The 25,395-nt window shown below is 38.1% G+C and carries 23 protein-coding genes; 11 read left to right on the forward strand and 12 right to left on the reverse strand.

All coding sequences use genetic code 11. The features are described from left to right. Positions 1-19 precede the first annotated feature (19 nt). Positions 20-583 (reverse strand): ribosome recycling factor, encoded by a 564-nt coding sequence (gene frr / locus ACI6PS_RS08895; protein ID WP_421012208.1) that lies wholly within the window; start codon positions 581-583, stop codon positions 20-22. A 65-nt stretch (positions 584-648) separates the two neighbouring features. Then, entirely contained in the window at positions 649-1,356 is a 708-nt protein-coding gene (gene pyrH / locus ACI6PS_RS08900) for a UMP kinase (protein WP_421012209.1), read from the reverse strand. Between the two features lie 116 nt (positions 1,357-1,472). Between pyrH and ACI6PS_RS08905 the strand changes: the two genes are divergently transcribed. Continuing rightward, positions 1,473-2,063: a thioredoxin family protein gene (locus tag ACI6PS_RS08905; RefSeq protein ID WP_421012210.1), complete on the forward strand. Its 591-nt coding sequence runs from the start codon at positions 1,473-1,475 to the stop codon at positions 2,061-2,063. Here ACI6PS_RS08905 and truB read toward each other — a convergent pair whose 3' ends face one another. Genes truB through ACI6PS_RS08925 form a run of 4 tightly spaced genes read right to left on the reverse strand, consistent with a single transcriptional unit; the run spans position 2,064 to position 4,807 of the window. Further along, complete coding sequence (gene truB / locus ACI6PS_RS08910) at positions 2,064-2,774, reverse strand: tRNA pseudouridine(55) synthase TruB (RefSeq protein WP_421012211.1); 711 nt, start codon at positions 2,772-2,774, stop codon at positions 2,064-2,066. Between the two features lie 6 nt (positions 2,775-2,780). After that, positions 2,781-3,590, reverse strand: coding sequence for an undecaprenyl-diphosphate phosphatase (locus ACI6PS_RS08915; RefSeq protein ID WP_421012212.1), 810 nt, complete (start codon positions 3,588-3,590; stop codon positions 2,781-2,783). Between the two features lie 50 nt (positions 3,591-3,640). Continuing rightward, positions 3,641-3,880 carry a DUF3098 domain-containing protein gene (locus ACI6PS_RS08920; protein WP_421012213.1) on the reverse strand — a complete coding sequence of 80 codons (240 nt, stop codon included), beginning with the start codon at positions 3,878-3,880 and terminating at the stop codon, positions 3,641-3,643. A gap of 51 nt (positions 3,881-3,931) precedes the next feature. After that, positions 3,932-4,807, reverse strand: coding sequence for a cell division protein FtsX (locus ACI6PS_RS08925; RefSeq protein WP_421012214.1), 876 nt, complete (start codon positions 4,805-4,807; stop codon positions 3,932-3,934). Positions 4,808-5,039: 232 nt separating this feature from the next. Between ACI6PS_RS08925 and ACI6PS_RS08930 the strand changes: the two genes are divergently transcribed. The 5 genes from ACI6PS_RS08930 (at position 5,040) to ACI6PS_RS08950 (ending at position 11,007) form a co-directional block, all read left to right on the forward strand. Further along, a complete protein-coding gene (locus ACI6PS_RS08930) occupies positions 5,040-5,288 on the forward strand; it encodes a DUF6364 family protein (RefSeq protein WP_421012215.1) in 249 nt (82 codons plus the stop codon). Beyond that, entirely contained in the window at positions 5,285-5,710 is a 426-nt protein-coding gene (locus tag ACI6PS_RS08935; RefSeq protein WP_421012216.1) for a type II toxin-antitoxin system VapC family toxin, read from the forward strand. Before ACI6PS_RS08930 ends, ACI6PS_RS08935 begins: the two co-directional genes overlap by 4 nt. Before the next feature lie 110 nt (positions 5,711-5,820). Then, the gene (locus tag ACI6PS_RS08940) at positions 5,821-8,988 is read left to right on the forward strand and encodes a leucine--tRNA ligase (RefSeq protein WP_421012217.1); all 3,168 of its coding nucleotides are present in this window, start codon (positions 5,821-5,823) and stop codon (positions 8,986-8,988) included. 428 nt (positions 8,989-9,416) lie between these two features. Continuing rightward, entirely contained in the window at positions 9,417-10,115 is a 699-nt protein-coding gene (locus ACI6PS_RS08945; RefSeq protein WP_421012218.1) for a zinc metallopeptidase, read from the forward strand. A 421-nt stretch (positions 10,116-10,536) separates the two neighbouring features. Then, positions 10,537-11,007: an Lrp/AsnC family transcriptional regulator gene (locus tag ACI6PS_RS08950; protein WP_421012219.1), complete on the forward strand. Its 471-nt coding sequence runs from the start codon at positions 10,537-10,539 to the stop codon at positions 11,005-11,007. A gap of 420 nt (positions 11,008-11,427) precedes the next feature. Here the strand turns inward: ACI6PS_RS08950 and ACI6PS_RS08955 are convergent, their stop codons facing one another. Then, complete coding sequence (locus tag ACI6PS_RS08955) at positions 11,428-12,813, reverse strand: saccharopine dehydrogenase family protein (protein WP_421012220.1); 1,386 nt, start codon at positions 12,811-12,813, stop codon at positions 11,428-11,430. 114 nt (positions 12,814-12,927) lie between these two features. Between ACI6PS_RS08955 and ACI6PS_RS08960 the strand changes: the two genes are divergently transcribed. Then, positions 12,928-13,314 carry a DUF423 domain-containing protein gene (locus tag ACI6PS_RS08960; protein WP_421012221.1) on the forward strand — a complete coding sequence of 129 codons (387 nt, stop codon included), beginning with the start codon at positions 12,928-12,930 and terminating at the stop codon, positions 13,312-13,314. A 78-nt stretch (positions 13,315-13,392) separates the two neighbouring features. Continuing rightward, positions 13,393-14,994 carry a phosphoenolpyruvate carboxykinase (ATP) gene (gene pckA, locus ACI6PS_RS08965; RefSeq protein ID WP_421012222.1) on the forward strand — a complete coding sequence of 534 codons (1,602 nt, stop codon included), beginning with the start codon at positions 13,393-13,395 and terminating at the stop codon, positions 14,992-14,994. Positions 14,995-15,056: 62 nt separating this feature from the next. On the opposite strand, the gene ACI6PS_RS08970 is transcribed toward pckA, so the two are convergent. From ACI6PS_RS08970 to ACI6PS_RS08990, 5 genes are all read right to left on the reverse strand, one after another. After that, a complete protein-coding gene (locus ACI6PS_RS08970) occupies positions 15,057-15,839 on the reverse strand; it encodes a DUF3050 domain-containing protein (protein WP_421012223.1) in 783 nt (260 codons plus the stop codon). Positions 15,840-15,914: 75 nt separating this feature from the next. Beyond that, a complete protein-coding gene (locus ACI6PS_RS08975) occupies positions 15,915-17,093 on the reverse strand; it encodes an acyl-CoA dehydrogenase family protein (RefSeq protein ID WP_421012224.1) in 1,179 nt (392 codons plus the stop codon). A 199-nt stretch (positions 17,094-17,292) separates the two neighbouring features. Next, positions 17,293-18,003 (reverse strand): tRNA1(Val) (adenine(37)-N6)-methyltransferase, encoded by a 711-nt coding sequence (locus ACI6PS_RS08980; RefSeq protein WP_421012225.1) that lies wholly within the window; start codon positions 18,001-18,003, stop codon positions 17,293-17,295. A gap of 89 nt (positions 18,004-18,092) precedes the next feature. Beyond that, entirely contained in the window at positions 18,093-18,617 is a 525-nt protein-coding gene (gene rimM / locus ACI6PS_RS08985; protein ID WP_421012226.1) for a ribosome maturation factor RimM, read from the reverse strand. 13 nt (positions 18,618-18,630) lie between these two features. Beyond that, the gene (locus ACI6PS_RS08990; RefSeq protein ID WP_421012227.1) at positions 18,631-19,209 is read right to left on the reverse strand and encodes a 30S ribosomal protein S16; all 579 of its coding nucleotides are present in this window, start codon (positions 19,207-19,209) and stop codon (positions 18,631-18,633) included. Positions 19,210-19,458: 249 nt separating this feature from the next. Here ACI6PS_RS08990 and ACI6PS_RS08995 point away from each other — a divergent pair, with 249 nt between their 5' ends. The 3 genes from ACI6PS_RS08995 to dnaE all read left to right on the forward strand — a co-directional run bounded on the left by ACI6PS_RS08995 (position 19,459) and on the right by dnaE (position 25,315). Continuing rightward, on the forward strand, positions 19,459-19,983 hold the full coding sequence (locus ACI6PS_RS08995; protein ID WP_421012228.1) for a DUF6252 family protein: 525 nt from the start codon (positions 19,459-19,461) through the stop codon (positions 19,981-19,983). Positions 19,984-20,204: 221 nt separating this feature from the next. Continuing rightward, positions 20,205-20,585, forward strand: a complete 381-nt coding sequence (locus ACI6PS_RS09000) for an RNA recognition motif domain-containing protein (RefSeq protein ID WP_421012229.1) — start codon at positions 20,205-20,207, stop codon at positions 20,583-20,585. A gap of 212 nt (positions 20,586-20,797) precedes the next feature. Then, a complete protein-coding gene (gene dnaE, locus ACI6PS_RS09005; protein ID WP_421012230.1) occupies positions 20,798-25,315 on the forward strand; it encodes a DNA polymerase III subunit alpha in 4,518 nt (1,505 codons plus the stop codon). The last annotated feature ends 80 nt before the right edge of the window (positions 25,316-25,395 follow it).

Here is a 25,395-nt window from a genome sequence, read left to right on the forward strand (position 1 = left end):
TATTTATTAAGTTTAAAACTTAAACCTTCATAATTTCAGCTTCTTTCACAGCCAAAAGCTCATCAATTTTTTTGATATAGCTGTCCGTCAATTTTTGAACATCTTCCTCGGCTTTTTTGCAGATATCTTCAGAAGTTCCGTCTTTTTCCTGTTTCTTGATGTCAGTATTAGCGTCTTTACGAGCATTTCTGATCCCGATTTTTGCATCTTCGGCTTCTGCTTTGGCTTGTTTGGCCAAATCACGACGACGTTCCTCCGTCAATGGTGGAACACTGATGATGATTACGTCTCCATTGTTCATAGGATTGAAACCAATATTGGCAATCTGGATTGCTTTCTCAATCGGCTGAATCATGTTTTTTTCAAACGGTTGGATGGTAATAGTTCTAGCGTCAGGAACACTGATTTTAGAAACTTGCGAAAGGGAAGTCTGTGATCCATAATAATCCACAAAAACACTTCCTAACATTGCTGGAGATGCTTTTCCTGCACGGATGTTCAAGAATTCTTTCTCCAAATGCGCAATAGAACCTACCATAGATTCCTTTGTGCTGTCTAATATAAATTCAATTTCTTCAGTCATTTTTTTACTTGTTATCGGTTGTTAGTTTTCGGTTTTGTGAGTCACTGAACACTGATTACTGAAAACTAAATGTTTACTACTGTTCCAATATTTTCGCCTTCGCAGATTTTCAATAGGTTCCCTTTCTTGTTCATATCAAAAACCAAAATAGGCAATTCATTTTCTTGGCTCAACGTGAAGGCTGTTGTATCCATTACATTCAATCCTTTTTTAAGAACATCTTCAAAAGAAATGTAATCGAATTTTGTAGCCGTTGGGTCTTTTTCAGGATCCGCCGTGTAAATACCGTCGACTCTCGTTCCTTTCAGGATCACATCTGCATTAATTTCCACACCACGTAAAACGGCTGCAGTATCGGTTGTAAAGTAAGGATTTCCAGTTCCGGCTCCAAAGATTACGATTCTTCCTTTTTCAAGGTGGCGAACCGCTCTTCTCTTGATGTAAGGTTCTGCAATCGCTTCAATTTTTAAAGCTGTTTGCAAACGAGTCAGCATTCCTTTGTCTTCAAGAGCTCCTTGCAATGCCATTCCGTTGATGATGGTGGCCAACATTCCCATATAATCGCCTTGAACACGGTCCATTCCGTTACTTGCTCCAGCAACTCCTCTAAAGATATTTCCTCCGCCAATTACAATTGCAATCTGTACGCCTTTGTCGTGGATTTGCTTGATATCGTTAGCATATTCGGCCAATCTCGCAGGATCGATTCCGTATTGACGATCGCCCATTAACGCTTCACCACTTAATTTTAAGAGTATTCTTTTGTACTTCATCTTTACTTTTTAGTTGAGTTGTGCAAATATAGTTATATTCTGTTTTTTAGAAATATAGTTTTCAGAAAAATATAGATTCGTTTTTTTGATTTAATTTTGCAACTCAAATTTTGATTATGAACGATATAATTAAGGAAAGCCTTGAAAGAAGTTTTTCCTATTCACAATATAGAACTATGGTTTCGAATTTGCTTCAAGAAGGGAAATCATCTGGAAATACGCAATCAGACGATTTATTGCATTACAGCCTTTTGAACGAAACGAGAATGAATCGTCTGGAAAAAACGATTAAGATTTCTGATGAAAATCTATTGAAATTAAAAAATCTGAATAAAGAATATATGTGGTTGGTCATTTCGGAAGGTTGGTGTGGCGATGCGGCTCAACTGCTACCCATATTCAACAAGATGGCGGATGTTTCGGACAATGTAGAATTGAAAATTGTCTTCAGAGATGAAAACGAAGCCTTGATGAATTTGTTCCTTACGAATGGCGGAAAGTCCATTCCGAAAATAATTATTTTGGATAAACATACTTTAAATGTAATTGCAGATTGGGGACCAAGGCCGTCTGGAGCGACAAAATTAATGAAGGACTATAAAGAGAAATTTGGTGTTATCGATGAAACCATCAAAACCGAATTGCAATTATGGTATTTGCACGATAAGGGGATTTCTACTCAGAATGAAATTCTAAACCTTTTATAATTAAGAATTAGCTTCAGATAGTTTAGTGATTTGTTCTACAAATGTTTCAGGAGAAACACCATTTTCAACATTGTAATCGCCAATTTTTGTCCGTCTTAAAGCCGTTAAATGAGAACCCGATTCCATTGCTTTTCCGAAATCAAATGCCAAAGAACGGATGTAAGTTCCTTTACTGCATTTTACTCTGAAATCAATTTCAGGAAGCGCTATTCTTGTGATTTCAAATTCGTAGATAGTGGTTTTTCGGGATTGGATTTCAACTTCTTCACCCGCACGCGCGTGTTCGTATAAACGTTTTCCGTCTTTTTTAATGGCAGAAAAAATAGGCGGAACCTGGTCAATCTCGCCCAAAAATTGTTTTACCGTTTGATGAATCAAATCTTCATTGATATGAGAAGTTGGAAAAGTCTGATCGATTTCGGTTTCCAAATCGTAGGATGGAGTAGTGGCGCCAATATAAAAAGTACCCGTATATTCTTTCGCCTGACCTTGAATTTCAGAGATACTCTTGGTGAATTTCCCAGTACAAACAATCAACAATCCGCTTGCCAAGGGGTCTAAAGTTCCAGCATGACCAATCTTGAATTTCTTTGGAAGTCCGGCTTTGTTGATTAAGGTATATTTCAATTTATTAACCGCTTGAAAGGATGTCCAATGCAAGGGCTTGTCAATCAATATAACCTGTCCATCGTGATATTCTTGTGCTGTCAATTCGAATTATTTTAAGTAGATGAAGTACACCAAAAGCAAGCTTCCAGCCACAATTCGGTACCAACCCCAAGGTTTGAAACCGTATTTTTTGATGACACCGATGAAGAATTTTATCGCAATAATCGAAACAATAAACGCTATGACATTGCCAATTAGAAACAGTTTCAAATTCTCACCGTTTTGCATCAATAATTCATATCCTTTTAATTGTGATTCGTGGTACGTCTTTAGAAAAACCGAATAACACGTAACCGCCAACATTGTAGGAACCGCCAAAAAGAAAGAGAATTCAGCCGCAGTCTGTCGCGTCAAACCTTGTTGCATTCCACCAATAATCGAAGCGGCAGAACGGCTTGTTCCCGGCATCATTGCCAAACATTGCCAAAAGCCAATTGTCACGGCTTTCTTGATGCTAATTTCTTCTTCGCTGGTAACCGTTGGATTTTGAAAATATCGGTCGATAAAGAGCAATACAAAACCGCCTAAAATCAATACAATCGCAATCGGGATAGGATTTCCTAAAACCGCATCGATATAATCGTCAAAGATATAGCCTAGAATTAAGGCAGGAACAACAGCACACGCCAATTTGATGTAGAAATTGAATTTGCTGAAGTCAAAAAACTTCTTCCAGTACAAAACTACCACAGCCAAAATGGCTCCAAACTGAATAGAAACCTGAAATAATTTTGTGAAATCGTCCTCCTGAATACCAAAGAAAGAACTCGTAAAAATCATGTGTCCGGTTGAAGAAACAGGAATATATTCCGTCAAACCTTCTACAATTGCAATAAGAATCGCTTGTATTAAATCCATATAATAAGTTGTGATTAGCGAATGAACTAATTAGAAAATGCGCTAATTCGCTAATTTTTTTTTGGGTTCTTTAAAATAGCGTAAATCGTAATTCCAAAACCAATCAATACCGTCGTAGGCGCTAATCTGATTCTTCTGAAATTAAAGATATCCTCGCTAAAAACTGCCGGATCTTCCGAACCTCCGCCCGACATCAAGATGAAGCCTAGTGTAATAACAGCAAGCCCAATCAATAAAATCTTATAATTTACCTTCTCAAAAAGAAACTCGTTCTGTGGTTTATTTTCCATTTGTATATTTTTTAAATCTTAAATCTGAAGTCTAAAATCTGCAATCTAAAATTAATAAAGATCGTCCGTTCTCAAGTTCAAAAATCGTTGCGTTGCAAAGAACGTACTGATCCAAGTAATCAAAATCCCAACCAAAAGCACGCCAAGTAAAATCGCTCCTGTCATCAATTGGTCTTCCAGGATTTCCAAATCAGGATAATTGGTGTCAATATAATATAAGGTTGCAATCAAGGCCAAAATCGCCAAAACCGAACCGATAATTCCCAATCGAATACTTCTCCAGATAAAAGGTTTTCTAATAAACGACTTCGTAGCCCCAACCATCTGCATCGTTTTGATGATAAAACGGTTCGAGTAAATCGACAAACGCATCGAGCTGTTGATCAATAAAACCGCCACCAAAGCCAAAAATCCGCTGATGCAAAGGATGTAAAAACTCACTTTCTTGATGTTGTCGTTCACTAAATTCACCAATTGTTTGTCGTACACCACATCCGAAACCATTTCGTTGCTTCTCAAACGGCTTTCGATTTTTGCAATACTGTCGTTCACGATGTAGTCGGCTTTCAAATGCAAGTCAAATGAATTCTGCAACGGATTCGCACCCAAAAACGTCATGAAATCTTCCCCAATAACATCCTTGTGCATTTTCGCCGCCTCTTCCTTCGTTACATAATCGTGCGACAAAACAAATCGCGCCGATTTCATTTCATCGTCAAAAGCCTTGATAATCGTGTCGTTGGCTTCGTTTTTCATAAAAACCGTCATCACAATCGTTTCCTTGAAATCGTCCGAAAGCTTTTTAGAATTTACAACAAACAAACCCAAAATCCCCAACAGGAATAGCACCAAGAAAACACTTAAAACAACCGAAAAATAAGAAGAAAGCAGTCTGCGTTTTTGAAATTTATCGTAAGAAGAACTCATCTATATAATAATTTTTGGTAAAAATAATAAAGAATTTCTTTAAACACAGTTTATAACGCTCAAAGTTTCAACTTTCATACAATAAACGTAAATTTGCCACCTCGAATTGATTTTTTTTGTATAGAGTCATTCCTAAAGCTTTTAAAAATGATTTTGAAAGACACGTGTTTGAAATTCAAATAAAGCACGTGTGCAAAATATTTTCTTATATTTGTTCTCAAATTGAATTATAATGAATACAAAGTTAACCTTGACAATAGAGCAAGAACTGATACAGAAAGCGAAGGATTATGCCAAGCAAAAAAACCGCAGCTTATCGGATATAATTGAGAACTATTTAAAGATTCTTACGAAAGAAGAAAAGAAAGAAAGTTCAAAATTATCGCCAGTTGTAAAGTCTTTAAAAGGATCATTTAAAATGCCAGCAGATTTTGATTACAAAGAAGAATTGAAAAATAGGCTAGAGCAAAAATACCTATGATGGATACTGTTTTAATAGATACAGATGTGATTCTAGATTTCTTTTTTGATCGGGAACCATTCGTAGAATACGCAACCGAAGTTTTCTTGCTATCTGAAAATGGAGCTATCAAAGCTTATACCACGCCAGTGATCATCTCAAATGTTTATTATCTTTTAAGGAAGGTAGCAAAGCATGAAATCATAATTGAAAAGCTAAAACAACTGCTGACAATTTTAGACATTCTTGAAGTGGATAAAAATGTGATTATTGACTCTTTAAATTCCGGCTTTAAAGATTTTGAAGACGCTCTGCAAAATTTTGCAGCAGTGAATAACGGAACTATAAATATTATCTTGACAAGAAATACAAAAGACTTTCAAAAAAGCGAACTTGCCATTTTTAGCCCAGAAATTTATTTGAAAGAACGAAGCAGTCGCTGATTTTATACCGAGATATTTTAAAACTATAATTTCAACAAACCATAACCGCAAAATCATCGCTCCAATCGGAAACTTTGAACCTTTGCAACTTAGAACCTTAGCAACTCAAAATGAAATACAACCCTAACGAGATAGAAAAAAACTGGCAGAAATATTGGGCCGAAAACCAAACCTTTGCTGCAGAAAATAATTCAGACAAGCCAAAATACTATGTTTTGGACATGTTCCCTTATCCATCCGGAGCCGGATTGCACGTTGGGCATCCACTGGGTTACATCGCTTCTGATATCTATGCGCGATTCAAACGCCACCAAGGTTTCAACGTTTTGCATCCGCAAGGCTACGACAGTTTCGGACTTCCGGCGGAGCAATATGCGATTCAAACAGGACAACATCCTGATAAAACCACGAAGGAAAACATCGCTCGTTATAGAGAACAACTAGACAAAATCGGTTTTTCTTTTGATTGGAGTCGTGAAGTGCGAACTTCAAGCCCAGAATATTACAAATGGACCCAATGGATTTTCATCCAATTGTTCAATTCTTGGTACGATAAAGATGCCGACCAAGCTAGAGACATCAAGACCTTGGTAATGGATTTCGAAGAAAACGGAAACGCAAAAGTAAACGCGGTTTCTGATGATAATATTCCAACTTTCTCAGCCGAAGATTGGAAATCCTATTCAAAAGAAGAACAGGAAAGAATTCTATTAAAATACCGTTTGACGTTCCTTGCTGAAACCGAAGTAAACTGGTGTCCGGCTTTAGGAACCGTACTAGCAAACGACGAAATCGTAAACGGTGTTTCAGAACGTGGAGGACATCCCGTAATCCGCAAGAAAATGACACAATGGAGCATGCGAATTTCTGCCTATGCAGAACGTTTGCTTCAAGGTTTGGATACCATCGATTGGACAGAATCATTAAAAGAAAGCCAACGAAACTGGATCGGAAAATCAGTCGGAGCTTCGGTGACTTTTAAAGTAAAAGATTCGGAATTCGAAAGAAATGCTGTCGATTATATCCTAAGCGGAGACGAAACCAACGACCATGTTATCGAGGTTTTCACCACAAGACCCGACACAATTTTCGGAGTAACGTTCATGACGTTGGCACCAGAACACGATTTGGTTGCCAAAATCACCACTCCAGAACAAAAACAAGCCGTGGAAGCGTATGTTGAAGCAACTGCAAAACGTAGCGAACGCGAAAGAATGGCCGATGTAAAAACCATTTCGGGTGTCTTCACAGGTGCTTATGCCGAACATCCTTTTACCAAAGAAGCGATTCCAGTTTGGATTGGCGATTATGTTTTGGCAGGTTACGGAACCGGAGCCGTTATGGCCGTTCCTTGTGGCGACGAACGCGATTATGCTTTCGCAAAACACTTCAATATTCCTATCGTAAACATATTCGAATTGGATTCCCCTCCTGTGGAGGGGTGCCCGAAGGGTGGGGTGGACTTTGCTTACGGAGAAAAAACCGGATTCAAAATCGATAATTCCGATTTCCTAAACGGATTGAATTACAAGGAAGCCACCAAGAAAACCATTGAAGCGTTGGAAGGGTTGGAGCAAGGAAAAGGAAAAACAAATTACCGTTTGCGTGATGCCGTTTTCTCCCGCCAAAGATATTGGGGAGAGCCGTTCCCGGTATATTATGTAAACGGATTGCCACAGATGATTGAAACCCAACATTTGCCGATTCGCCTTCCGGAAGTGGAGAAATATTTGCCAACCGAAGACGGACAACCGCCTTTAGGAAACGCAACCGATTGGGCTTGGGACACCGTTAATAATACTGTGGTAAGAAATAACTCGATTGATAACGTTACCATTTTTCCTTTAGAATTAAACACTATGCCAGGTTGGGCAGGAAGTTCGTGGTATTGGTTGCGTTATATGGACGCCCACAACAACGACGAATTTGTTTCGGACGAAGCACAAAACTATTGGCAGAATGTCGATTTATACATAGGAGGAAGCGAACACGCCACAGGCCACTTGCTGTATTCCCGTTTTTGGAACAAATTTTTGAAGGACAGAGGTTTTGTCAACCAAGAAGAACCGTTCAAGAAATTGATAAATCAGGGGATGATTTTGGGAATGAGTGCTTTTGTTTATAAATTAAATATCTTAGGATATAATGTTTCTAGTGAAGAGTCTATAGATAATGATTTAGATTTAGAAGTAGATTATTTTAATTTGATTTATATTAGTAAATCTATTAAGAATAATTTGTTGTCGTTAAATCATAAGTTTAACATCCATCAAATTGATTTTGATAATCAATCAAATAATTCTTTTGTATTTTACAATAAAGATTGTATAGTTTTAAATGATTTGAAATTTAATAATGAAGATATAGCAATTTTGGAATCTTTAAAAAATAAATTTATAAAAACATTTGAAGGGAAAGAAGTGTCCTTGGAAATATCAACATTAGAATATCCTAGGCATGCCGATGTCAATCTTGTAAATTCTTCTGATGAATTAGATATTGAAGGTTTCAAAAATCATCCTTTAAACAAAGAGTATAAAGACGCCATTTTCATAACAGAAGAAAACGGCAAATATATCGTCGGTCGCGAAGTAGAAAAGATGTCAAAATCGAAATACAATGTAGTAACTCCAGATGACATCTGCGAAGAATACGGAGCCGACACCTTACGTTTATACGAAATGTTCCTTGGTCCATTAGAACAAGCAAAACCTTGGAACACCGCTGGAATCACAGGTGTTTTCGGATTCTTGAAAAAATTGTGGAAACTCTATTTCGACGAAACCGGAATGATCGTAACCTCAAATCCAGCAAGTCCAGAAGCATTAAAAGCGTTGCACAAAACCATCAAAAAGGTAAACGAAGACATCGAAGGATTCTCTTTCAATACTTCCGTAAGCCAGTTCATGATTGCCGTAAACGAACTGACGGCTTTAAAATGCCACGAGCGTTCGGTTCTAGAGCCACTTGCCATTTTGGTTTCGCCTTATGCACCGCATATTGCCGAAGAATTATGGAAAAGGCTAGGGCATGAGCAAAGTATTTCAACGGCTCCATTCCCTAAATTCAATCCAGAATATCTGGTAGAAAGCAGTAAGGAATATCCGGTTTCGTTCAACGGAAAGATGCGTTTCACGATGACCCTGCCTTTGGATTTAACCAAGGAACAAATCGAGGAAATTGTAATGAAGGATGAACGAACCATCAAACAACTCGATGGAAAGATGCCCAACAAGGTCATCATCGTTCCAGGAAAAATCATCAACCTGGTAGGATAACCATCATTTTTTTCAATTTACATAAACCCTCCGAACCTCAAACTGTAGGTTCGGAGGGTTTCTTATAAATAGTAATATTATGTAGGATTTAAAGCTAAATAATGTGGTAATAAAAAAGCTTTATATGTTATAAAAGCTACGTTATGTGGTTTTAAGAATTACATAATTTGGTAATTGAATATCTTTATGTAGTATAAAAAACTATATTATGTAGTTATAAAAAGATATTATGAAGTTAAAAGACATCATTATGTAGCATTTATAACTACATAATGTATGAATAAAACGTACATAAATCTTTAGAACTCTTGATTTCTAAAATAGTGGGTAAATATTTTTATAATATCTTTAACGCGTGTCAAGATGGCATAAGTTTGCTTTTGGTGTGCAAATTGCTATATTTGAAGAAACAATAAAATCAAAACAAAATGATAGGATATTATATATTAATCGGAGTTATCGCTTTAGTAAGCTGGGCTGTAAGCGCCCGACTGAAGAGTAAATTTGAAAAATATTCAAAAGTAGTATTGCGCAACGGAATGAGCGGTGCCGAAATAGCCGAGAAAATGCTTGCCGACCACGGCATCCGTGATGTAAGAGTAATTTCAACACCAGGACGTTTGACCGACCATTACAACCCGGCCGACAAAACCGTCAACCTGAGCGAAGCCGTTTATAACGAGCGAAACGCCGCCGCAGCCGCAGTTGCCGCCCACGAGGTGGGCCATGCCGTACAGCACGCAACGGCCTATGAATACTTGACAATGCGTTCAAAACTAGTTCCTGTAGTCAACATTTCGTCAGGAATGTCGCAGTGGCTAATTATTGGAGGTCTGATTCTTGGAGCCGCCGCTGGAGCCGGATTTGGCTACTATATCGCCATCGCAGGTCTGGTTTTGATGGCCGTTACCACACTGTTCACCTTTATCACCCTTCCGGTAGAATACGATGCAAGTAACCGCGCCCTTGCTTGGCTAAAAAACAAAAATATGCTCGGACAGCAAGAATATGCCGGCGCCGAAGACGCTCTAAAATGGGCCGCAAGAACCTATCTTGTTGCCGCAATCGGAGCCTTGGCATCGCTATTATATTGGGCACTCCAAGTTTTTGGAGGTTCAAGAGACTAATTTCAGAAAGAAAAAATACAAGAATCCGTTTCGAAAGAAGCGGATTTTTTTTGTGCCATTGCGAGAACAAAGCAATCTCATCAAGTCAATCAGGAGCGAATCGATAGTGTCGGGAGTAAATCCATGTTCCCGCTTTCCGTTCCAATCTTTTTGTTCCGAACCCCGGAACAAAAAGGATTTCCACTACAATCGGGGCTAGTGGGAAACTGTAGGCGCTTTTATAATCGCTTGTAACCAAAACGTAAGTATTCCAATTCCACCATCTTGTCATCCTTTATCCCGAAGCTTCGGGAGAAGGATCTCCGCAAGAAACTCCAAACCATTTCCACAATCCAATAAATCTACAATCTACAATCAAAATTCCCTATATTTACTTTCCAATTTAAATCAAAAACAACTTTTACGTTTCAATAATTTTAAAATGAAAATAAACTCCTTACAAATAGAAATAGACGGCATCGACAAGGAAATCCTCCGCGACCTTATGGAAGATGCCCGAAAACCCATCCTCCAGATCGCCAACAAAATAGGAATCTCTGGTGCGGCAATTCATCAAAGATTGCGAAAATTGGAGCAATCAGGAGTTATATCGGGTTCTAAATTTGTGGTCAACAACAAGGTTTTGGGCTACAGCACGATGGCTTTCGTAGGAATCTATCTTGAAAAGGCGGCCACCAACTTGGAAACGGTACGCGAACTCAAAAAAATTCCCGAAGTGCTCGAATGCCACTACACCACCGGAAACTGGTCGATCCTTATTAAGATAATATGCCTTGACAATGAGCATTTGATGACCTTGCTGAATACAAAAATCCAAGCGATAGAAGGTGTGTCGCGAACCGAAACCTTCATATCATTAGACCAGCAGATTGAACGACAGATTCAATTGTAGATTGAAGATTTTAGATTGTTGAATGAAGATTGCTGATTTTCTTAGATTGTGGAAATGGTTTGTGGAACACATTTCTAAAGCATCATCTACATCCGAAAACTTGTCATCCTGACGAAGGAAGGATCTCACCAAACAAGTCCATAAACCATGATTCAAGTTAGTAGAGCTACTCGCGAAGATCCTTCCTTCGTCAGGATGACAAGATGGTCGAATTGGAGTACTTAGGTTTTGGTTACAAGCGATTATAAAAGTGCTTAGAGTTTCCTCTTAGCCCCGATTGTAGTGGAAATCCTTTTTTTTCCGGGGTTAGGAACAAAAAGATTGTAACGGAAAGCGGGAATATGGAATTACTCCCGGCACTATTCATTCGCTCCTAATTATGCACACAAAAAATCCGCTTCTTTCGAAACGGATTCTGTTTTATGAATATTTTAGATTAGCTCCAATCTTATCGGGATTGTAGCCCACATAAGGCATTGTTTTTTCGTGAAAACGTACGCCAAATTCTTCGAGTTCTTTAAGTATCGGAAGGTAAACTTCCGTGTTCAACGGGAGCTGAACGCCCGGAGTAGTGATTTTTCCGTTGAGGATGAGCAAGGTTGCCATGGCTACTGGCAGTCCAACGGTTTTGGCCATTGCGGTATAGGTTTGGTCTTCGCCGATGCACACCATTTTCGAATCGATCTGTTTTTGCTCGCCGTTTAATTCGTATCCGAATTTGTGGTACATTACAATCATGTCCTTGTCGTCCTTTTCTAAAGTCCAGCTGTCGTTGAGGATTTTTTCGAGGATTTGTGCCGGTGTTGCATTTTTAAGCCCAACAATTTTGTCTTCGTTAAAGATGTCAAGCTCGACCAATTTGTCCCACATAATATCGTCCTGCTCGATGCCAAGACTCAAACGCGTTTTCAATTCCACGGAATCTGTCGGGTGGTACGGCAGGAATAAATTGATGAATTCTCTATAACTGATTGTTTCAGAATTGTCAATCAGGTAAGTATCATCCGTCATTCCAAGCTGTACAAACATGTTCCAAGCTCTGGAATATCCTACACGGCGAATGGTTCCTCTGTAAAGCGTAAGAATATCTTCAAGACCATAAATTTCGCGGTATTTCAACGAGTCGCGGTTGGCATATCCTTCGAATTTTCCGTAACCTTCCACTTCCAGAAATTCTGTTCTGCGGAACAATTTGTGATAGGGGATATATTTGTAAGTACCTTCCTGGATGAATTTTGCGGCACCACCTTGTCCGGCTAAAACCACGTTTCGAGGTGCCCAAGTGAATTTGTAATTCCAAAGATTATTGTCGGATTCTGGAGCAACCAATCCACCACAAAAAGATTCGAAAAGCAACATCTTGCCGCCTTGTTCACGAATTTCATCGATGATTTTCATCGCACTCATGTGATCGATTCCTGGGTCGAGCCCGATTTCGTTCATGAAAACAAGGTTGTTTGCTTTGGCTTCGTCGTTCAAAGATTGCATGGCTTCGCTGATGTAGGAAGCTGTAACCATGTGTTTTTTGAATTTGATACAGTCTTTCGCCACTTCAAAATGCAAGTGAGCCGGCAACATCGAGATAACGATATCGGCTTTCTGAATTTCGGTTTGTCTCTGATTTTCATTAAAGATATCAAAGGCCAAAGCAGTGGCATTAGTATGATTGGCAGTCTTTTTCTGTGCCAATTCAACAGATAGATCGCCGATAGTGAGGTGTAGTTGCTCCTCTTCGGACTTGCTTAAAAGGTATTGGATTAGTGAGGAAGCTGAGCGTCCTGCGCCAATGATTAATATATGTCTCATAGTTAGTTTGTGTCACACAAAAGTAGGCAATTGTTATATTTACAAAAGAAAAATCGCAAGAATCTTTTATTTTTTTTAAAATGATGTTGCGTAACTTTATGCAAAATTTTAAAAATGGACAAAAAGGTTATTTCTACAGGAGCGATTTTAGGAGCTATCGCAATTATTTTAGGTGCTTTTGGCGCACATGCATTAAAAAAGATTTTAGATGTCGATCAATTGGCGACTTTTGAAACGGGAGTAAAATATCAGATGTATCATGCTTTGTTTTTGCTTTTCGTAGGAACATCTCAATTGATATCTCAAAAGGCCAAAAAAGGAATATTGTATTTGGTTGTATTTGGAGTGTTATTTTTCTCTGGATCGATTTATCTTTTGGCTACAAATGGTCATTTAGGCATTGATTTTAGAGTTATCGGATTCGTAACTCCTATTGGAGGATTCCTATTAATCATGGCTTGGTTTTGGTTATTCTTCGATTTTTTCAACAAAAAATCATAATTTTTAAATTTACTACAACGTTGTAATTAATAATTTTTACTTTTGTACTCTGTTTAAACACAACACAACATTAAATTTATGGATAATAACGCTTTATTTACGAAATCGATTTCGTTGGAAGGTCTAGGGATTAAAAATGCAAATGTGCGCTATCAGTTGTCTCCAGACGAGTTACACGACATTACAATTCAATCTGGACAAGGAGTTGAGAACTCAACTGGAGCCTTGGCAATCAATACGGGAGAATTTACAGGAAGATCGCCTCAGGATAGATTTATTGTGAAAGACAGCATTACTGAGGACAAAGTTTGGTGGGGAAAAGTAAATATTCCTTTCTCATCAGAAAACTTCGACAAGTTATACAACAAGGTTACAGCTTACCTTTCTGACAAAGAAGTTTTTGTTAGAGACAGTTATGTTTGTGCCGATGATAATTATAGATTGAATGTGAGGGTTGTAACGGAAACGGCGTGGTCGAATTTATTTTGCTACAATATGTTCCTTAGACCGGAAGCTTCGGAACTTGACAATTTTACTCCAGACTGGCACGTAGTATGTGCTCCAGGATTTATGGCCGATCCAGCTGTTGATGGAACACGTCAGCATAATTTTGCGATATTGGATTTTACTAGAAAAATTGCTTTGATCGGTGGAACTGGTTATACTGGTGAAATGAAAAAAGGAATTTTCTCAGCTTTGAATTTCATCCTTCCGGTAGATAAAAATACATTGCCAATGCACTGTAGTGCGAATGTTGGTGATAATGGCGATACAGCTATTTTCTTCGGATTGTCTGGAACAGGAAAAACAACTTTGTCTGCCGATCCTGCAAGAAAATTAATTGGTGATGACGAGCACGGATGGACAAGTGAAAACACTGTTTTCAACTTCGAAGGTGGATGTTATGCTAAAGTAATCAACCTTACGGAAGAAAACGAACCGGATATCTTTAGAGCAATCAAAAGAGGTGCAATCCTTGAAAATGTTATTTTTAAAGAAGGTACAAACGAAGTAGATTTTGAAGATGTTTCTATCACTCCAAATACAAGAGTTAGTTATCCGATTTACCATATTGATAATATTCAACCAGGTTCTATCGGAAAAAACCCTAAAAATATATTTTTCCTAACGGCAGATTCTTTCGGAATCTTGCCTCCAATCTCAAAGCTAACTCCTGGTCAAGCGGCCTACCACTTTATTTCTGGATATACTGCAAAAGTTGCTGGGACTGAAGCTGGGGTAACAGAGCCACAACCTAATTTCTCTGCTTGTTTTGGAGCACCATTCATGCCTTTACATCCTACAAAATATGCTGAGATGTTGAGCAAAAAGATGAAAGATGCTGGTGTAACAGTTTGGTTAATCAACACAGGTTGGACAGGCGGGCCTTACGGAATTGGTAACCGAATGAAATTGAAATACACGCGTGCAATGATTACCGCTGCCTTAAACGGAGAGTTGGATAATGTTGAGTACGTAGATCATAAAGTTTTTGGAATCGCAAAACCACAATCTTGCCCGAACGTGCCAAGTGAAATCTTAAATCCTAGAAATACTTGGGAAGATAAAGATTTGTATGATGTGAAAGCTGTTGAATTAGGTCAGAAATTTAAAGAGAACTTCGCCAAGTTCGAAGAGTTTGCCAATGAAGAGATTATGTCTGGTGGACCATTAGTGTAAAACAAACAAAAGTTATTATAGTTGCCAAAAAAACCAGTTACGAAAGTAACTGGTTTTTTTTATTATGCTAATTCTGGTTTCATTTCTATTAGTTCTTCAATCGCATTCCAAAGTCCAATTCTCGTATCTAAAGCTTGAATGGAAATGTTTTTTACTTCGTCCCAATGATTTTCATTGTTTCCACACAATTCTTCAATCATTTGCATGGCCATTGGTCCGTGTTCATCAGCATCAAGTTCAATGTGTCTTTCAAAATAATAAATCAGCTTTGACAGGTCGACATCAGGGAAATTATTTTGAAAATTTCTAAGAATTTCAGTGAACATCGAAGGAATTAAATCTTCTCTTCCAAAAGTGAAAGCAGCCGCTATTTCGTGCGGTTTTCCTTCTTCAATGACACTAAAGGTGAAAGTTAGAAATTCTTTAATCATAGGATGTAAATCACTTTGTTTGATTGCAACAAAAATGTTTTTAGTGGAAATAACATTTTCCAAAAAACTTTCGATTTCAGAAACATTCGCGCCACAATCTTTCATCGCATCAATGTACATTTCGTAGTGGCTTTGTCTTTTTCCGTCGCGATTCAAATCAGTTTCTTCGGCTAAAACAATCTCGTTTATCAAGTAACGAATTTCGGGATTCCCAACAGGAACCCAGGGAGTTGTAGTAGAAGTAAGTTTTGATTGAAGTGCTTTTAGAAGAGACATAAAATCCCAAACGGCATAAACATGGCTTTCTAAAAAGCGATGTAAATCATCTAGATTTTGTACTTTTTTGTATAAGGGATGGTTTAATAAAATTTCTTTTTGAGTTTGAATACTAGCGTTAACGGTCTCGATGTTCATAGTTAGGGATTTGTGCAAAAGTAAAAAAAGCTTCCCTAGGTAGAGAAGCTTTTCTAAAACTTTAAGTTATGTTTATTATTTGAATGCAGGAATTCCCGTTACATCCATACCTGTAATCAACAAGTGGATATCGTGAGTTCCTTCATACGTAATTACAGATTCTAAGTTCATCATGTGGCGCATGATTGAATATTCACCAGTAATTCCCATTCCTCCAAGAATTTGTCTAGCTTCTCTAGCAATATTGATTGCCATGTCTACATTGTTTCTTTTTGCCATAGAAATTTGAGCAGAAGTAGCTTTTCCTTCGTTTCTCAAAACGCCAAGTCTCCAAGTCAACAATTGCGCTTTTGTGATTTCTGTAATCATTTCGGCCAATTTCTTTTGTTGTAATTGTGTTCCAGCGATTGGTTTGTCAAATTGGATTCTTTCTTTTGCATAGCGTAAAGCAGTATCATAACAATCCATTGCAGCACCGATAGCACCCCAAGCAATTCCATAACGTGCAGAATCCAAACAACCTAGTGGTGCTCCAAGTCCAGATTTATTTGGTAATAAGTTTTCCTTAGGAACTTTTACATTGTCAAAAATCAACTCACCTGTTGCTGATGCACGAAGTGACCATTTGTTGTGTGTTTCAGGAGTTGTGAAGCCTTCCCTTCCTCTTTCTACAACCAATCCGTGGATTCTTCCAGATTCGTCTTTTGCCCAAACTACAGCGATGTCTGCGAAAGGAGCATTGGATATCCACATTTTGGCACCATTCAATAAATAATGATCGCCTTTGTCTTTAAAATTGGTAGTCATTCCACCCGGATTTGATCCATGATCAGGCTCAGTCAAACCAAAACATCCGATGAATTCTCCAGAAGCCAATTTAGGCAACCATTTCATTCTTTGTTCTTCGTTTCCATATTTCCAAATAGGATACATTACCAAAGAAGATTGAACAGAAGCGGTCGAACGAACGCCAGAATCTCCTCTTTCAATTTCTTGCATGATCAATCCGTAAGAAATCTGGTCCAAGCCAGCACCACCATATTCTTCAGGAATATAAGGTCCGAATGCACCAATTTCGGCTAAACCATTGATGATTTGTTTTGGAAATTCTGCTTTTTGAGCATAATCCTCAATAATTGGCGATACCTCACGCTTTACCCACTCGCGGGCTGCGTCACGTACCATTTTATGTTCGTCTGACAATAATTCGTCTAAAAGATAATAATCGGGAGCTTGAAAAAGGTCTGGTCTCATTGCTATGTTTTTAAATCTTCGCAAAAATAGCTAAACATTTCTAACATATCAATAATTGAAAGTGATAATTTTCGAATTAAATTCGATTTTTTTCTAATTTGGGCAATCCGTAAACGGCCGGGCTATTCGTTGCAATCTTTTTTGTTTTTAAAGAAAAAACAAAAAAGGATTTCCACTTCTATCCCTATTGCTACAATCGCTACATCTTCAAATAAAAATCCTTAGTCAAGGCAATATATTCTTCTGTATAAATATGCCTGGAAGTTTCAATTGTCAATTCATCAACTGGAAAAGCTTCTGAAAAATTTCTGTTGAAAGCCAAAAGGCTTCTTTTGATTTCGCTGTTTGGAGTTCCCTTAACACGGGTAATTTTGATGGGAAATAAATCAACTTCTTTTGCAAGAGCAATAAAATCTTCTTCTTCTTTGTAAGGTATGATAACGGAGAAGATTCCGTTTTCCGAAAGCAATAAAGCTGCCGCTTCTATCAATTCTTCAAAAGGCATTGCATCGGCAAAACGAGCCAAATCTCTTTGTTCATTATCAGATTTATAATCTTCGGTATAAAAAGGAGGATTGGAAACAATCAAATCATATTCGTCTTCTGGCTCTTCTACAAATTCGTCCAAACCTGCATGAAAACAAAATAACCGATCGCCCCAAGGCGAATTTTCAAAATTTTCTACTGCTTGTTCGTAGGCTTCCTCGTCAATTTCCAAAGCGTCAATTTGTTCGGCGAAACTTCTCTGCGCAATCATCAAAGCGATGATTCCGGTTCCGGCTCCAATGTCCAAAACGCTAAAAGCATTTTCAGGAATTGGCGACCAAGCTCCAAGCAAAACGCCATCAGTTCCGATTTTCATTGCACAACGGTCTTGTTCTACAGAAAATTGCTTGAATTGAAATGCCATAGAAGTATTGGGATTTAGTATTAAGAATTAAGATAAATTTGAAATGGAGTTTTTCTAATAGCCGAAAAACAAATAACCGAATAAACTCTCTAGAGATACATCTCTATCAAGCCTTCAGGCAAATCCATCACGACTTTTTTGTTCTCGCGATCAATCTTAACTAGAAAATGATCAATCATCGGGACTAAGATTTCCACTTCGCCATTCAAAACTTCAAAAAGAGGCTGTGCAGTGGTGTCGTTAACCGATTGGATTTTTCCGAAAACACCTAAACGTTTGTCTTCAATTTCAAAACCAATAACCTCATGGAAATAAAATTTGTTGCCCGAAAGTTTTGGCAACATCTTTAAAGGAAGGTAAATGTGGTTGCCAAGAATTTCGTCGGCTTCTTCCTCATTGTTCACATCTTCAAAACGAACTCTTAGAAAGTCGTTCTTATGAAGCGAACTGTTTTCAATAAAAAAAGGAACCAAGTGTTTGCCGCATTCGACAAACACTGATTCCAAGTTTTCGTATAACTCAGGCTCGTCAGTATCTAAATAAATAAGGACCTCACCTTTGAAACTAAATTTTTTCGCGATTTTACCTAAATAGAAACAATCTTCTTTACGCATTATCGCATCAAAATTAAGCTTGAGTTTCTTCGTTGTTTTCTTCTGCAGCTGGAGCTTCTTCAGTAGTAGCTTCTACTTCGGCAACAGCCTCTTCAGTAGCTTCTTCTTCAGTAGCTTGGCTAGCAGCAATAGCGTCAGCTTCAGCTTTTGCAGCAGCAGCTAAACGTTTTGCATTAACTTCTTGTTCTGCTTTGAAAGCTTTTGCTTTAGCATCAGCCTGAGCTTTTGATAAACCTTCTTTCTTAGCATCTACTTTTCCAGCTTTTGCATCTAACCAAGTAGACAATTTAGCATCAGCTTGCTCTTGCGTCAAAGCTCCTTTACGAACTCCTCCATCAAGGTGGTGTTTCAATAAAGCTCCTTTGTAAGAAAGGATTGCTCTAGCTGTATCAGTTGGTTGAGCACCATTGTGCAACCATTTTACAGCGCTATCAAGGTTCAAGTCGATAGTTGCAGGGTTAGTGTTTGGATTGTAAGTACCTATTTTCTCTAGGTATCTACCATCTCTTTTTGAGCGAGCATCTGCCGCTACTACCCAGTAAAAAGGTTTTCCTTTTTTACCGTGTCTTTGTAATCTAATTTTTACAGACATAATCTAAGATTAAATTTTGAGGTACACGACCTCGATTAATTAAGGCTGCAAAGATACATTATTTTTTGATTCGCCATATCTTTCATTTGATTTTTAATAATTTAAAGGTTCTTAATTTAACCTTGCAGTGAAAATTTGTTAATTATTAATTCATGTTATGAATTTATTAAAAATTGTTTAGCAAGTTTCGTTTTAAAAACTATTTTTGTAATCTATAAAATGACAAACTGAATATAAATATACGTATTGATGAAAAAAATTGTATCACTTTTGCTAATATTAGTTGTTTTTGCTTCTTGTGAAGAGGATATTAGTTCAAACACACCTTCGTTTCAAGCGAGAAAGGATAATTTTATGTGGAGGGCTCAAGATTATACAGCTATATACAATCCTCTAGATAGTACATTGGTACTGACGGCATTCAATGGTTTGGAAGTACTTAAATTATATTCGTATCCTGTTATTATTAACGGTACAGGTACGAGTACATTCTTTGAAAATGCAACTTTCGAACTTGGTAATGATGATGATAACAAAGCATTCTATTCATTTGCAGATAGAGGAGTAAATTTTGAATATGAAACAGGAATTGCTGATGCTCCAAATGGGGAAGTAGTTTTAGAAAATACTGTAAATCAAAAGCCAGGAACTATATCAGGAAGTTTTAGATTTGATGCTCCATTCGTGGGCGATATCGAAGATGCACCAGAGAGGATCAATTTTCAAAATGGCGTTTTCTATGAAATACCACTCACAATTGGCGTAAACCAATAAAATTTCAAAACCATTCTGAAAAGAATGGTTTTTTTTATTCCAGAATTTCTATTTTTTTTCTTGAATTTTGCATAATAGTAGAAAGCAATAATCAAGAGAGTTAGTGTGTTTTCTCTAAAATTAAAGTTAAATTTTTTTTATTCGGTTATAATTCATCTAATGCATAGTAGATTACAAATTTAAATAGTTTACATTTGTTTGAATTATAATAAATAGTACATATGAATATTTTTGTTGGAAGCCTTCCGTTTAGTATTGAGGAAGCAGATTTAAGAGAATCTTTTGAGGCTTATGGAGCAGTTGACTCTGTAAAGATCATTACGGATAAATTTACTGGAAGAAGTAAAGGTTTTGGTTTTGTCGAAATGCCAAACGACGACGAAGCTCAAAAAGCAATCGACGAATTGAACGGAGCTACTGTTCAAGGACGTGCAATTGTTGTAAACAAATCAGAGCCTAAGCCAGAAGGCGAAAGAAGAAGCTTCGGTGGAAATAGCCGTGGTGGAGACTCTCGTGGAGGTTTCAGAGGTGGAAACGACCGTAACAGCGGTGGTGGATACGGAGGAAACAACCGTGGAGGTGGAAACAGAGGAGGTTATTAATAATTTTCTTTTTGGATTCAATCCAATAAATGGGATGATGTACTGTTAGAGATTAACTTTATTTTTTCACATATAAAAAACCATTCGTCAACTCGGCGGATGGTTTTTCTTTTTTGTTGATAACTATATATTGGCAAACCTAAGATTTAAACGTAATTTTGTGTGATTCCGACTTTGGAAATTGGAGTTTAATTTTTTGGAATTTTCAGCTTATGTATTTAATATTCGATACGGAAACAACCGGTTTGCCAAAACGTTGGGATGCTCCAATCACCGATGTCAACAACTGGCCCCGATGCATTCAGATTGCTTGGCAGTTGCACGACGAAATGGGGAAACTCATCGAACATCAGGATTACCTCGTCAAGCCAGACGGCTTTAATATTCCGTATGATGCCGAGAGAATCCATGGTATTTCTACCGAATTGGCTCAAGCCGATGGTATTTCGTTGTCAGAAGTTTTAGAGAAATTCAATATTGCGTTATCGAAGGCTAAATTTATCGTAGGTCAGAATCTTGGTTTTGATGTCAACATCATGGGATGCGAATTCCATAGAATGGGAGTGAATTCTCCAATGAGCCTGATGCCGGTTTTAGATACTTGTACCGAAGTAACCGCTTCGCTATTGCAACTTCCTGGCGGTCGGGGCGGAAAGTTCAAATTGCCAACCTTAACAGAATTACACGAATATTTATTCCATAAACCTTTTGCAGAAGCGCATAATGCCACTGCCGACGTTGAGGCGACTACAAGATGTTTCCTCGAACTAATCCGTCGTGAGGTTTTTACAAAAGAAGAACTTGATGTTCCGTCTGGATATTTTGAGGATTTCAAAAATTACAATAAGGGAGAAATCCAACTTATCGGATTAAAGCACATCAATCTAAAAGCGGCTTCCGATAAGATCAGGGAAAGTTTTCAAAAAGCGCAGGAATCAACTACTCCAACGCCTATCTCTTCTGAAACGACACAAGAACTTGCCACAGCTGTTTTTGCCCATCTTCACAACCATACCCAATTTTCGGTTTTGCAATCGACAATATCAGTTAACGATTTGGTAAAGGCTTCCGCCAAATTCAAAATGCCAGCAGTTGCGATGACTGATACGGGCAACATGATGGGAGCTTTCCATTTTGTGAGTGCCGTTATGAACCACAACAAGGCCGCTTCTGCAAAAAATAAAACCTTAACAGAAAGCGGTGAAGAAGCTACCGAAACAGAGATCATTCCGATTGTAGGTTGCGAATTCAACATCTGCGAAAATCATACAGACAAGACTAAAAAAGACAATGGATATCAAGTTGTCTTTTTGGCAAAAAACAAAAAAGGCTATCATAATTTGGCCAAAATGTCTTCCATTGCCTATACGGCTGGATTTTATTATGTGCCGAGAATTGATAGGGAAGTCATCGAAAAATACAAGGAAGATATCATTGTACTTTCTGGAAATTTATACGGAGAGATTCCTAGCAAGATTTTAAATATTGGTGAAAATCAGGCAGAAGAAGCCTTGATTTGGTGGAAAGAACAATTTGGAGCCGATTTTTATCTAGAAGTGATGCGTCACAAGCAGGAAGATGAAAATCGTGTGAACCAAACATTAATCGCTTTTGCAAAAAAACACGATGTAAAACTTGTTGCTACAAACAACACCTATTACGTAAACAGGGAAGACGCCAATGCCCACGATATTTTACTGTGTGTAAAGGATGGTGAAAAACAAACCACACCAATTGGTCGCGGACGAGGTTTTCGTTATGGAATGCCAAATCAGGATTATTATTTCAAATCGGGCGACGAGATGAAGCAGATTTTTGCTGATTTGCCCGAAGCCATTATCAACATCCAAGAAGTGATCGATAAGGTTGAATCCTATTCGCTATACCGAGACGTATTGCTTCCTAAATTTAATATTCCAGAAGAGTTTTTCGTTCCAGAAGATGAAGCTGATGGCGGAGTCCGTGGAGAAAACAAATACCTGAGACACCTGACGATGGTCGGTGCCAAAAAAAGATATGGAGAAATAACACCGGACATTCAAGAACGTTTAGATTTTGAGTTATTGACCATTTCAAATTCTGGATATCCGGGTTACTTTTTGATTGTGCAGGATTTCATTGCCGAAGCCCGAAGTATGGACGTTTCGGTAGGTCCTGGCCGTGGTTCTGCAGCAGGATCAGCGGTAGCATATTGCTTGGGAATTACAAACATCGACCCTATTAAGTACGACTTACTTTTTGAGCGTTTCCTAAATCCCGATCGTGTGTCGATGCCTGATATTGATATTGATTTTGATGATGAAGGTCGTGGCCGTGTAATGGATTATGTAATCAAGAAATACGGTTCCAGCCAGGTAGCACAAATTATCACCTATGGTAAGATGGCAACAAAATCGGCTATTCGAGATACTGCCCGTGTTTTGGATCTGCCATTGTTTGAAGCCGACAGGATTGCAAAACTGATCCCTGGCATGATGCCTTCGAAATGGAATTTGGCTCGATTTTTATCCGAAGACGAAAGCGAAGTCAAGAAAGCCTTGCGTACGGAAGAGTTTGACAAGGTAAAGGAACTTATCGCTATTGCAAATGATAAAGATTTAGCAGGAGAGACCATCCAGCAGGCAAAAATTTTGGAAGGTTCGATGCGAAATACAGGAATTCACGCCTGTGGAGTAATCATTACGCCAAGTGATATTACCAATTTCGTTCCAGTAACTACTGCCAAAGATTCTGACTTATACGTGACCCAATTTGACAACTCGGTTGCAGAAAGTGCTGGATTGCTGAAGATGGACTTTTTGGGTTTGAAGACCCTGACACTGATAAAAGATACTGTAAAATTGGTAAAATACCGGTTAGGAATCGAGCTGGATCCTGACAATTTTCCTATCGATGACAAGGAAACTTATGAATTGTTCCAAAGAGGAGAAACCGTTGGAGTGTTCCAATACGAGTCACCCGGGATGCAAAAATACATGAAGGATCTAAAGCCAACGGTCTTTGCCGATTTGATTGCCATGAATGCATTGTATCGACCTGGACCATTGGAATATATCCCTTCATTTGTTCGAAGAAAGAATGGCGAGGAAGAAATCAAATACGATCTGGAAGCATGTGAGGAATATCTTGCCGAAACCTACGGAATTACGGTTTACCAAGAACAGGTAATGCTTTTGTCCCAAAAATTGGCAGGATTTTCTAAAGGTGATGCCGACGTTTTGCGTAAGGCGATGGGTAAGAAACAGATTGAAGTCCTCAACAAAATGAAGCCTCAGTTTGTAAACCAGGCGGCTGAAAAAGGGCACGATCCTGAAATTCTGGAAAAAATTTGGAAAGACTGGGAAGCCTTTGCGAGTTATGCCTTCAACAAATCGCACTCTACTTGCTATGCTTGGATTGCTTACCAAACAGCTTATTTGAAAGCGCATTACCCTGCTGAATATATGGCAGCCGTACTTTCGAATAATATGAACGATATCAAGCAGGTTTCGTTTTTCATGGAAGAATGCAAGCGTATGGGATTACAGGTTTTAGGACCAGATGTCAATGAGTCGTATTATAAATTTACGGTAAACGAGAATTACGCTGTCCGTTTCGGAATGGGAGCTGTAAAAGGAGTCGGAATGGGCGCTGTTCAAACCATTGTAGAAAACAGAAAGGACGGAAAATACAGATCGATTTTCGATTTAGGAAAACGAATCGATTTACGAGCAGCCAATAAAAAAGCATTCGAAAACCTTGCATTGGCAGGCGGTTTCGACTGTTTTGCTGAAACACATAGAGCACAATATTTCCACCACGATGGCGATGGAGTTACCTTTTTGGAAAAAGCCATCCGCTATGGTTCGAAATTTCAAGAGAATGAAAATTCATCACAGGTGAGTTTATTTGGAGATGCTTCGGAAGTACAGATTGCAGAACCTCAGATTCCACCGTGTGAGGATTGGAGTACGATGGAAAAACTCGCCAAGGAAAAAGAAGTAGTCGGGATTTATATTTCCGGGCATCCGCTTGACGATTTTAAATTTGAGATGAAGTATTTCTGCAATGCCCGATTAGAAGCGCTTAAAAATCTAGAAAAATATGTAGGGCGAAATCTTACCGTTGCAGGAATCGTTACCAACGTTCAAAGAAGAACGGCTAAAAACGGAAAGGATTGGGCGATTTTTACACTTGAAGGATACGATGAAAGTTATGAGTTTAAAATCTTTGGGGAAGAATACCTTAAGTTTCATTATTACCTGATTTCAAATAATTTCGTCTATTTCAAAATTAATGTGAAAGAAGGCTGGACGGATAAGGAAACGGGCAAAAAAAGTGAACCAAGATTGCAGTTCATCGAAGCCAAACAGCTTCAGGACATCCTCACCTCATTTGCCAAAAAGCTTATCATTGATTTGGATATAAAAGTATTAGAGTCAGACCTTATTTCAAATCTTCAGGATATTTTCCAGCGTCATAAAGGAGATAATCAGGTTACTTTTGAAGTGTTGGAAAAGGACAAAGTACAACGAATTGTTCAGGAAGAGCCTGTTGCTGTTATAGAGTCTGAAGATCCAACGGATGATGAAGAAAGCTTAGGCGAAATGGCTGTTGCAGTGCCAACGGTTATTGAAGAAGACAGAATCCTGACAAGGTTGACAATGCCTAGCCGAAAACTTAAAATCAAAATATCGAATGAATTATTGCAGGAATTGGAAAAACTTCAGATCGATTTCAAACTTAATTGATCTTTTTGAAGCCATCAATTATGACAATTCTCGGATAACCAAAACTGATTTTGATTTAACAAAAGATTAAATATTAAAAC

It is taken from the genome of Flavobacterium sp. PLA-1-15 (assembly GCF_049060005.1).
In the GTDB taxonomy this organism is placed as follows: Bacteria; Bacteroidota; Bacteroidia; order Flavobacteriales; family Flavobacteriaceae; genus Flavobacterium.

Coding starts and splice junctions, on each gene's coding strand:
- frr (WP_421012208.1), bottom strand. CDS start 583: ATGACTGAAGAAATTGAATTTATATTAGACAGCACAAAGGAATCTATG.
- ACI6PS_RS08905 (WP_421012210.1), top strand. CDS start 1,473: ATGAACGATATAATTAAGGAAAGCCTTGAAAGAAGTTTTTCCTATTCA.
- ACI6PS_RS08935 (WP_421012216.1), top strand. CDS start 5,285: ATGATGGATACTGTTTTAATAGATACAGATGTGATTCTAGATTTCTTT.
- ACI6PS_RS08945 (WP_421012218.1), top strand. CDS start 9,417: ATGATAGGATATTATATATTAATCGGAGTTATCGCTTTAGTAAGCTGG.
- ACI6PS_RS08930 (WP_421012215.1), top strand. CDS start 5,040: ATGAATACAAAGTTAACCTTGACAATAGAGCAAGAACTGATACAGAAA.
- ACI6PS_RS08920 (WP_421012213.1), bottom strand. CDS start 3,880: ATGGAAAATAAACCACAGAACGAGTTTCTTTTTGAGAAGGTAAATTAT.
- ACI6PS_RS08940 (WP_421012217.1), top strand. CDS start 5,821: ATGAAATACAACCCTAACGAGATAGAAAAAAACTGGCAGAAATATTGG.
- ACI6PS_RS08995 (WP_421012228.1), top strand. CDS start 19,459: ATGAAAAAAATTGTATCACTTTTGCTAATATTAGTTGTTTTTGCTTCT.
- ACI6PS_RS08970 (WP_421012223.1), bottom strand. CDS start 15,839: ATGAACATCGAGACCGTTAACGCTAGTATTCAAACTCAAAAAGAAATT.
- pckA (WP_421012222.1), top strand. CDS start 13,393: ATGGATAATAACGCTTTATTTACGAAATCGATTTCGTTGGAAGGTCTA.
- ACI6PS_RS08980 (WP_421012225.1), bottom strand. CDS start 18,003: ATGGCATTTCAATTCAAGCAATTTTCTGTAGAACAAGACCGTTGTGCA.
- dnaE (WP_421012230.1), top strand. CDS start 20,798: ATGTATTTAATATTCGATACGGAAACAACCGGTTTGCCAAAACGTTGG.
- ACI6PS_RS08925 (WP_421012214.1), bottom strand. CDS start 4,807: ATGAGTTCTTCTTACGATAAATTTCAAAAACGCAGACTGCTTTCTTCT.
- ACI6PS_RS09000 (WP_421012229.1), top strand. CDS start 20,205: ATGAATATTTTTGTTGGAAGCCTTCCGTTTAGTATTGAGGAAGCAGAT.
- rimM (WP_421012226.1), bottom strand. CDS start 18,617: ATGCGTAAAGAAGATTGTTTCTATTTAGGTAAAATCGCGAAAAAATTT.
- pyrH (WP_421012209.1), bottom strand. CDS start 1,356: ATGAAGTACAAAAGAATACTCTTAAAATTAAGTGGTGAAGCGTTAATG.
- ACI6PS_RS08950 (WP_421012219.1), top strand. CDS start 10,537: ATGAAAATAAACTCCTTACAAATAGAAATAGACGGCATCGACAAGGAA.
- ACI6PS_RS08915 (WP_421012212.1), bottom strand. CDS start 3,590: ATGGATTTAATACAAGCGATTCTTATTGCAATTGTAGAAGGTTTGACG.
- ACI6PS_RS08975 (WP_421012224.1), bottom strand. CDS start 17,093: ATGAGACCAGACCTTTTTCAAGCTCCCGATTATTATCTTTTAGACGAA.
- ACI6PS_RS08990 (WP_421012227.1), bottom strand. CDS start 19,209: ATGTCTGTAAAAATTAGATTACAAAGACACGGTAAAAAAGGAAAACCT.
- ACI6PS_RS08960 (WP_421012221.1), top strand. CDS start 12,928: ATGGACAAAAAGGTTATTTCTACAGGAGCGATTTTAGGAGCTATCGCA.
- ACI6PS_RS08955 (WP_421012220.1), bottom strand. CDS start 12,813: ATGAGACATATATTAATCATTGGCGCAGGACGCTCAGCTTCCTCACTA.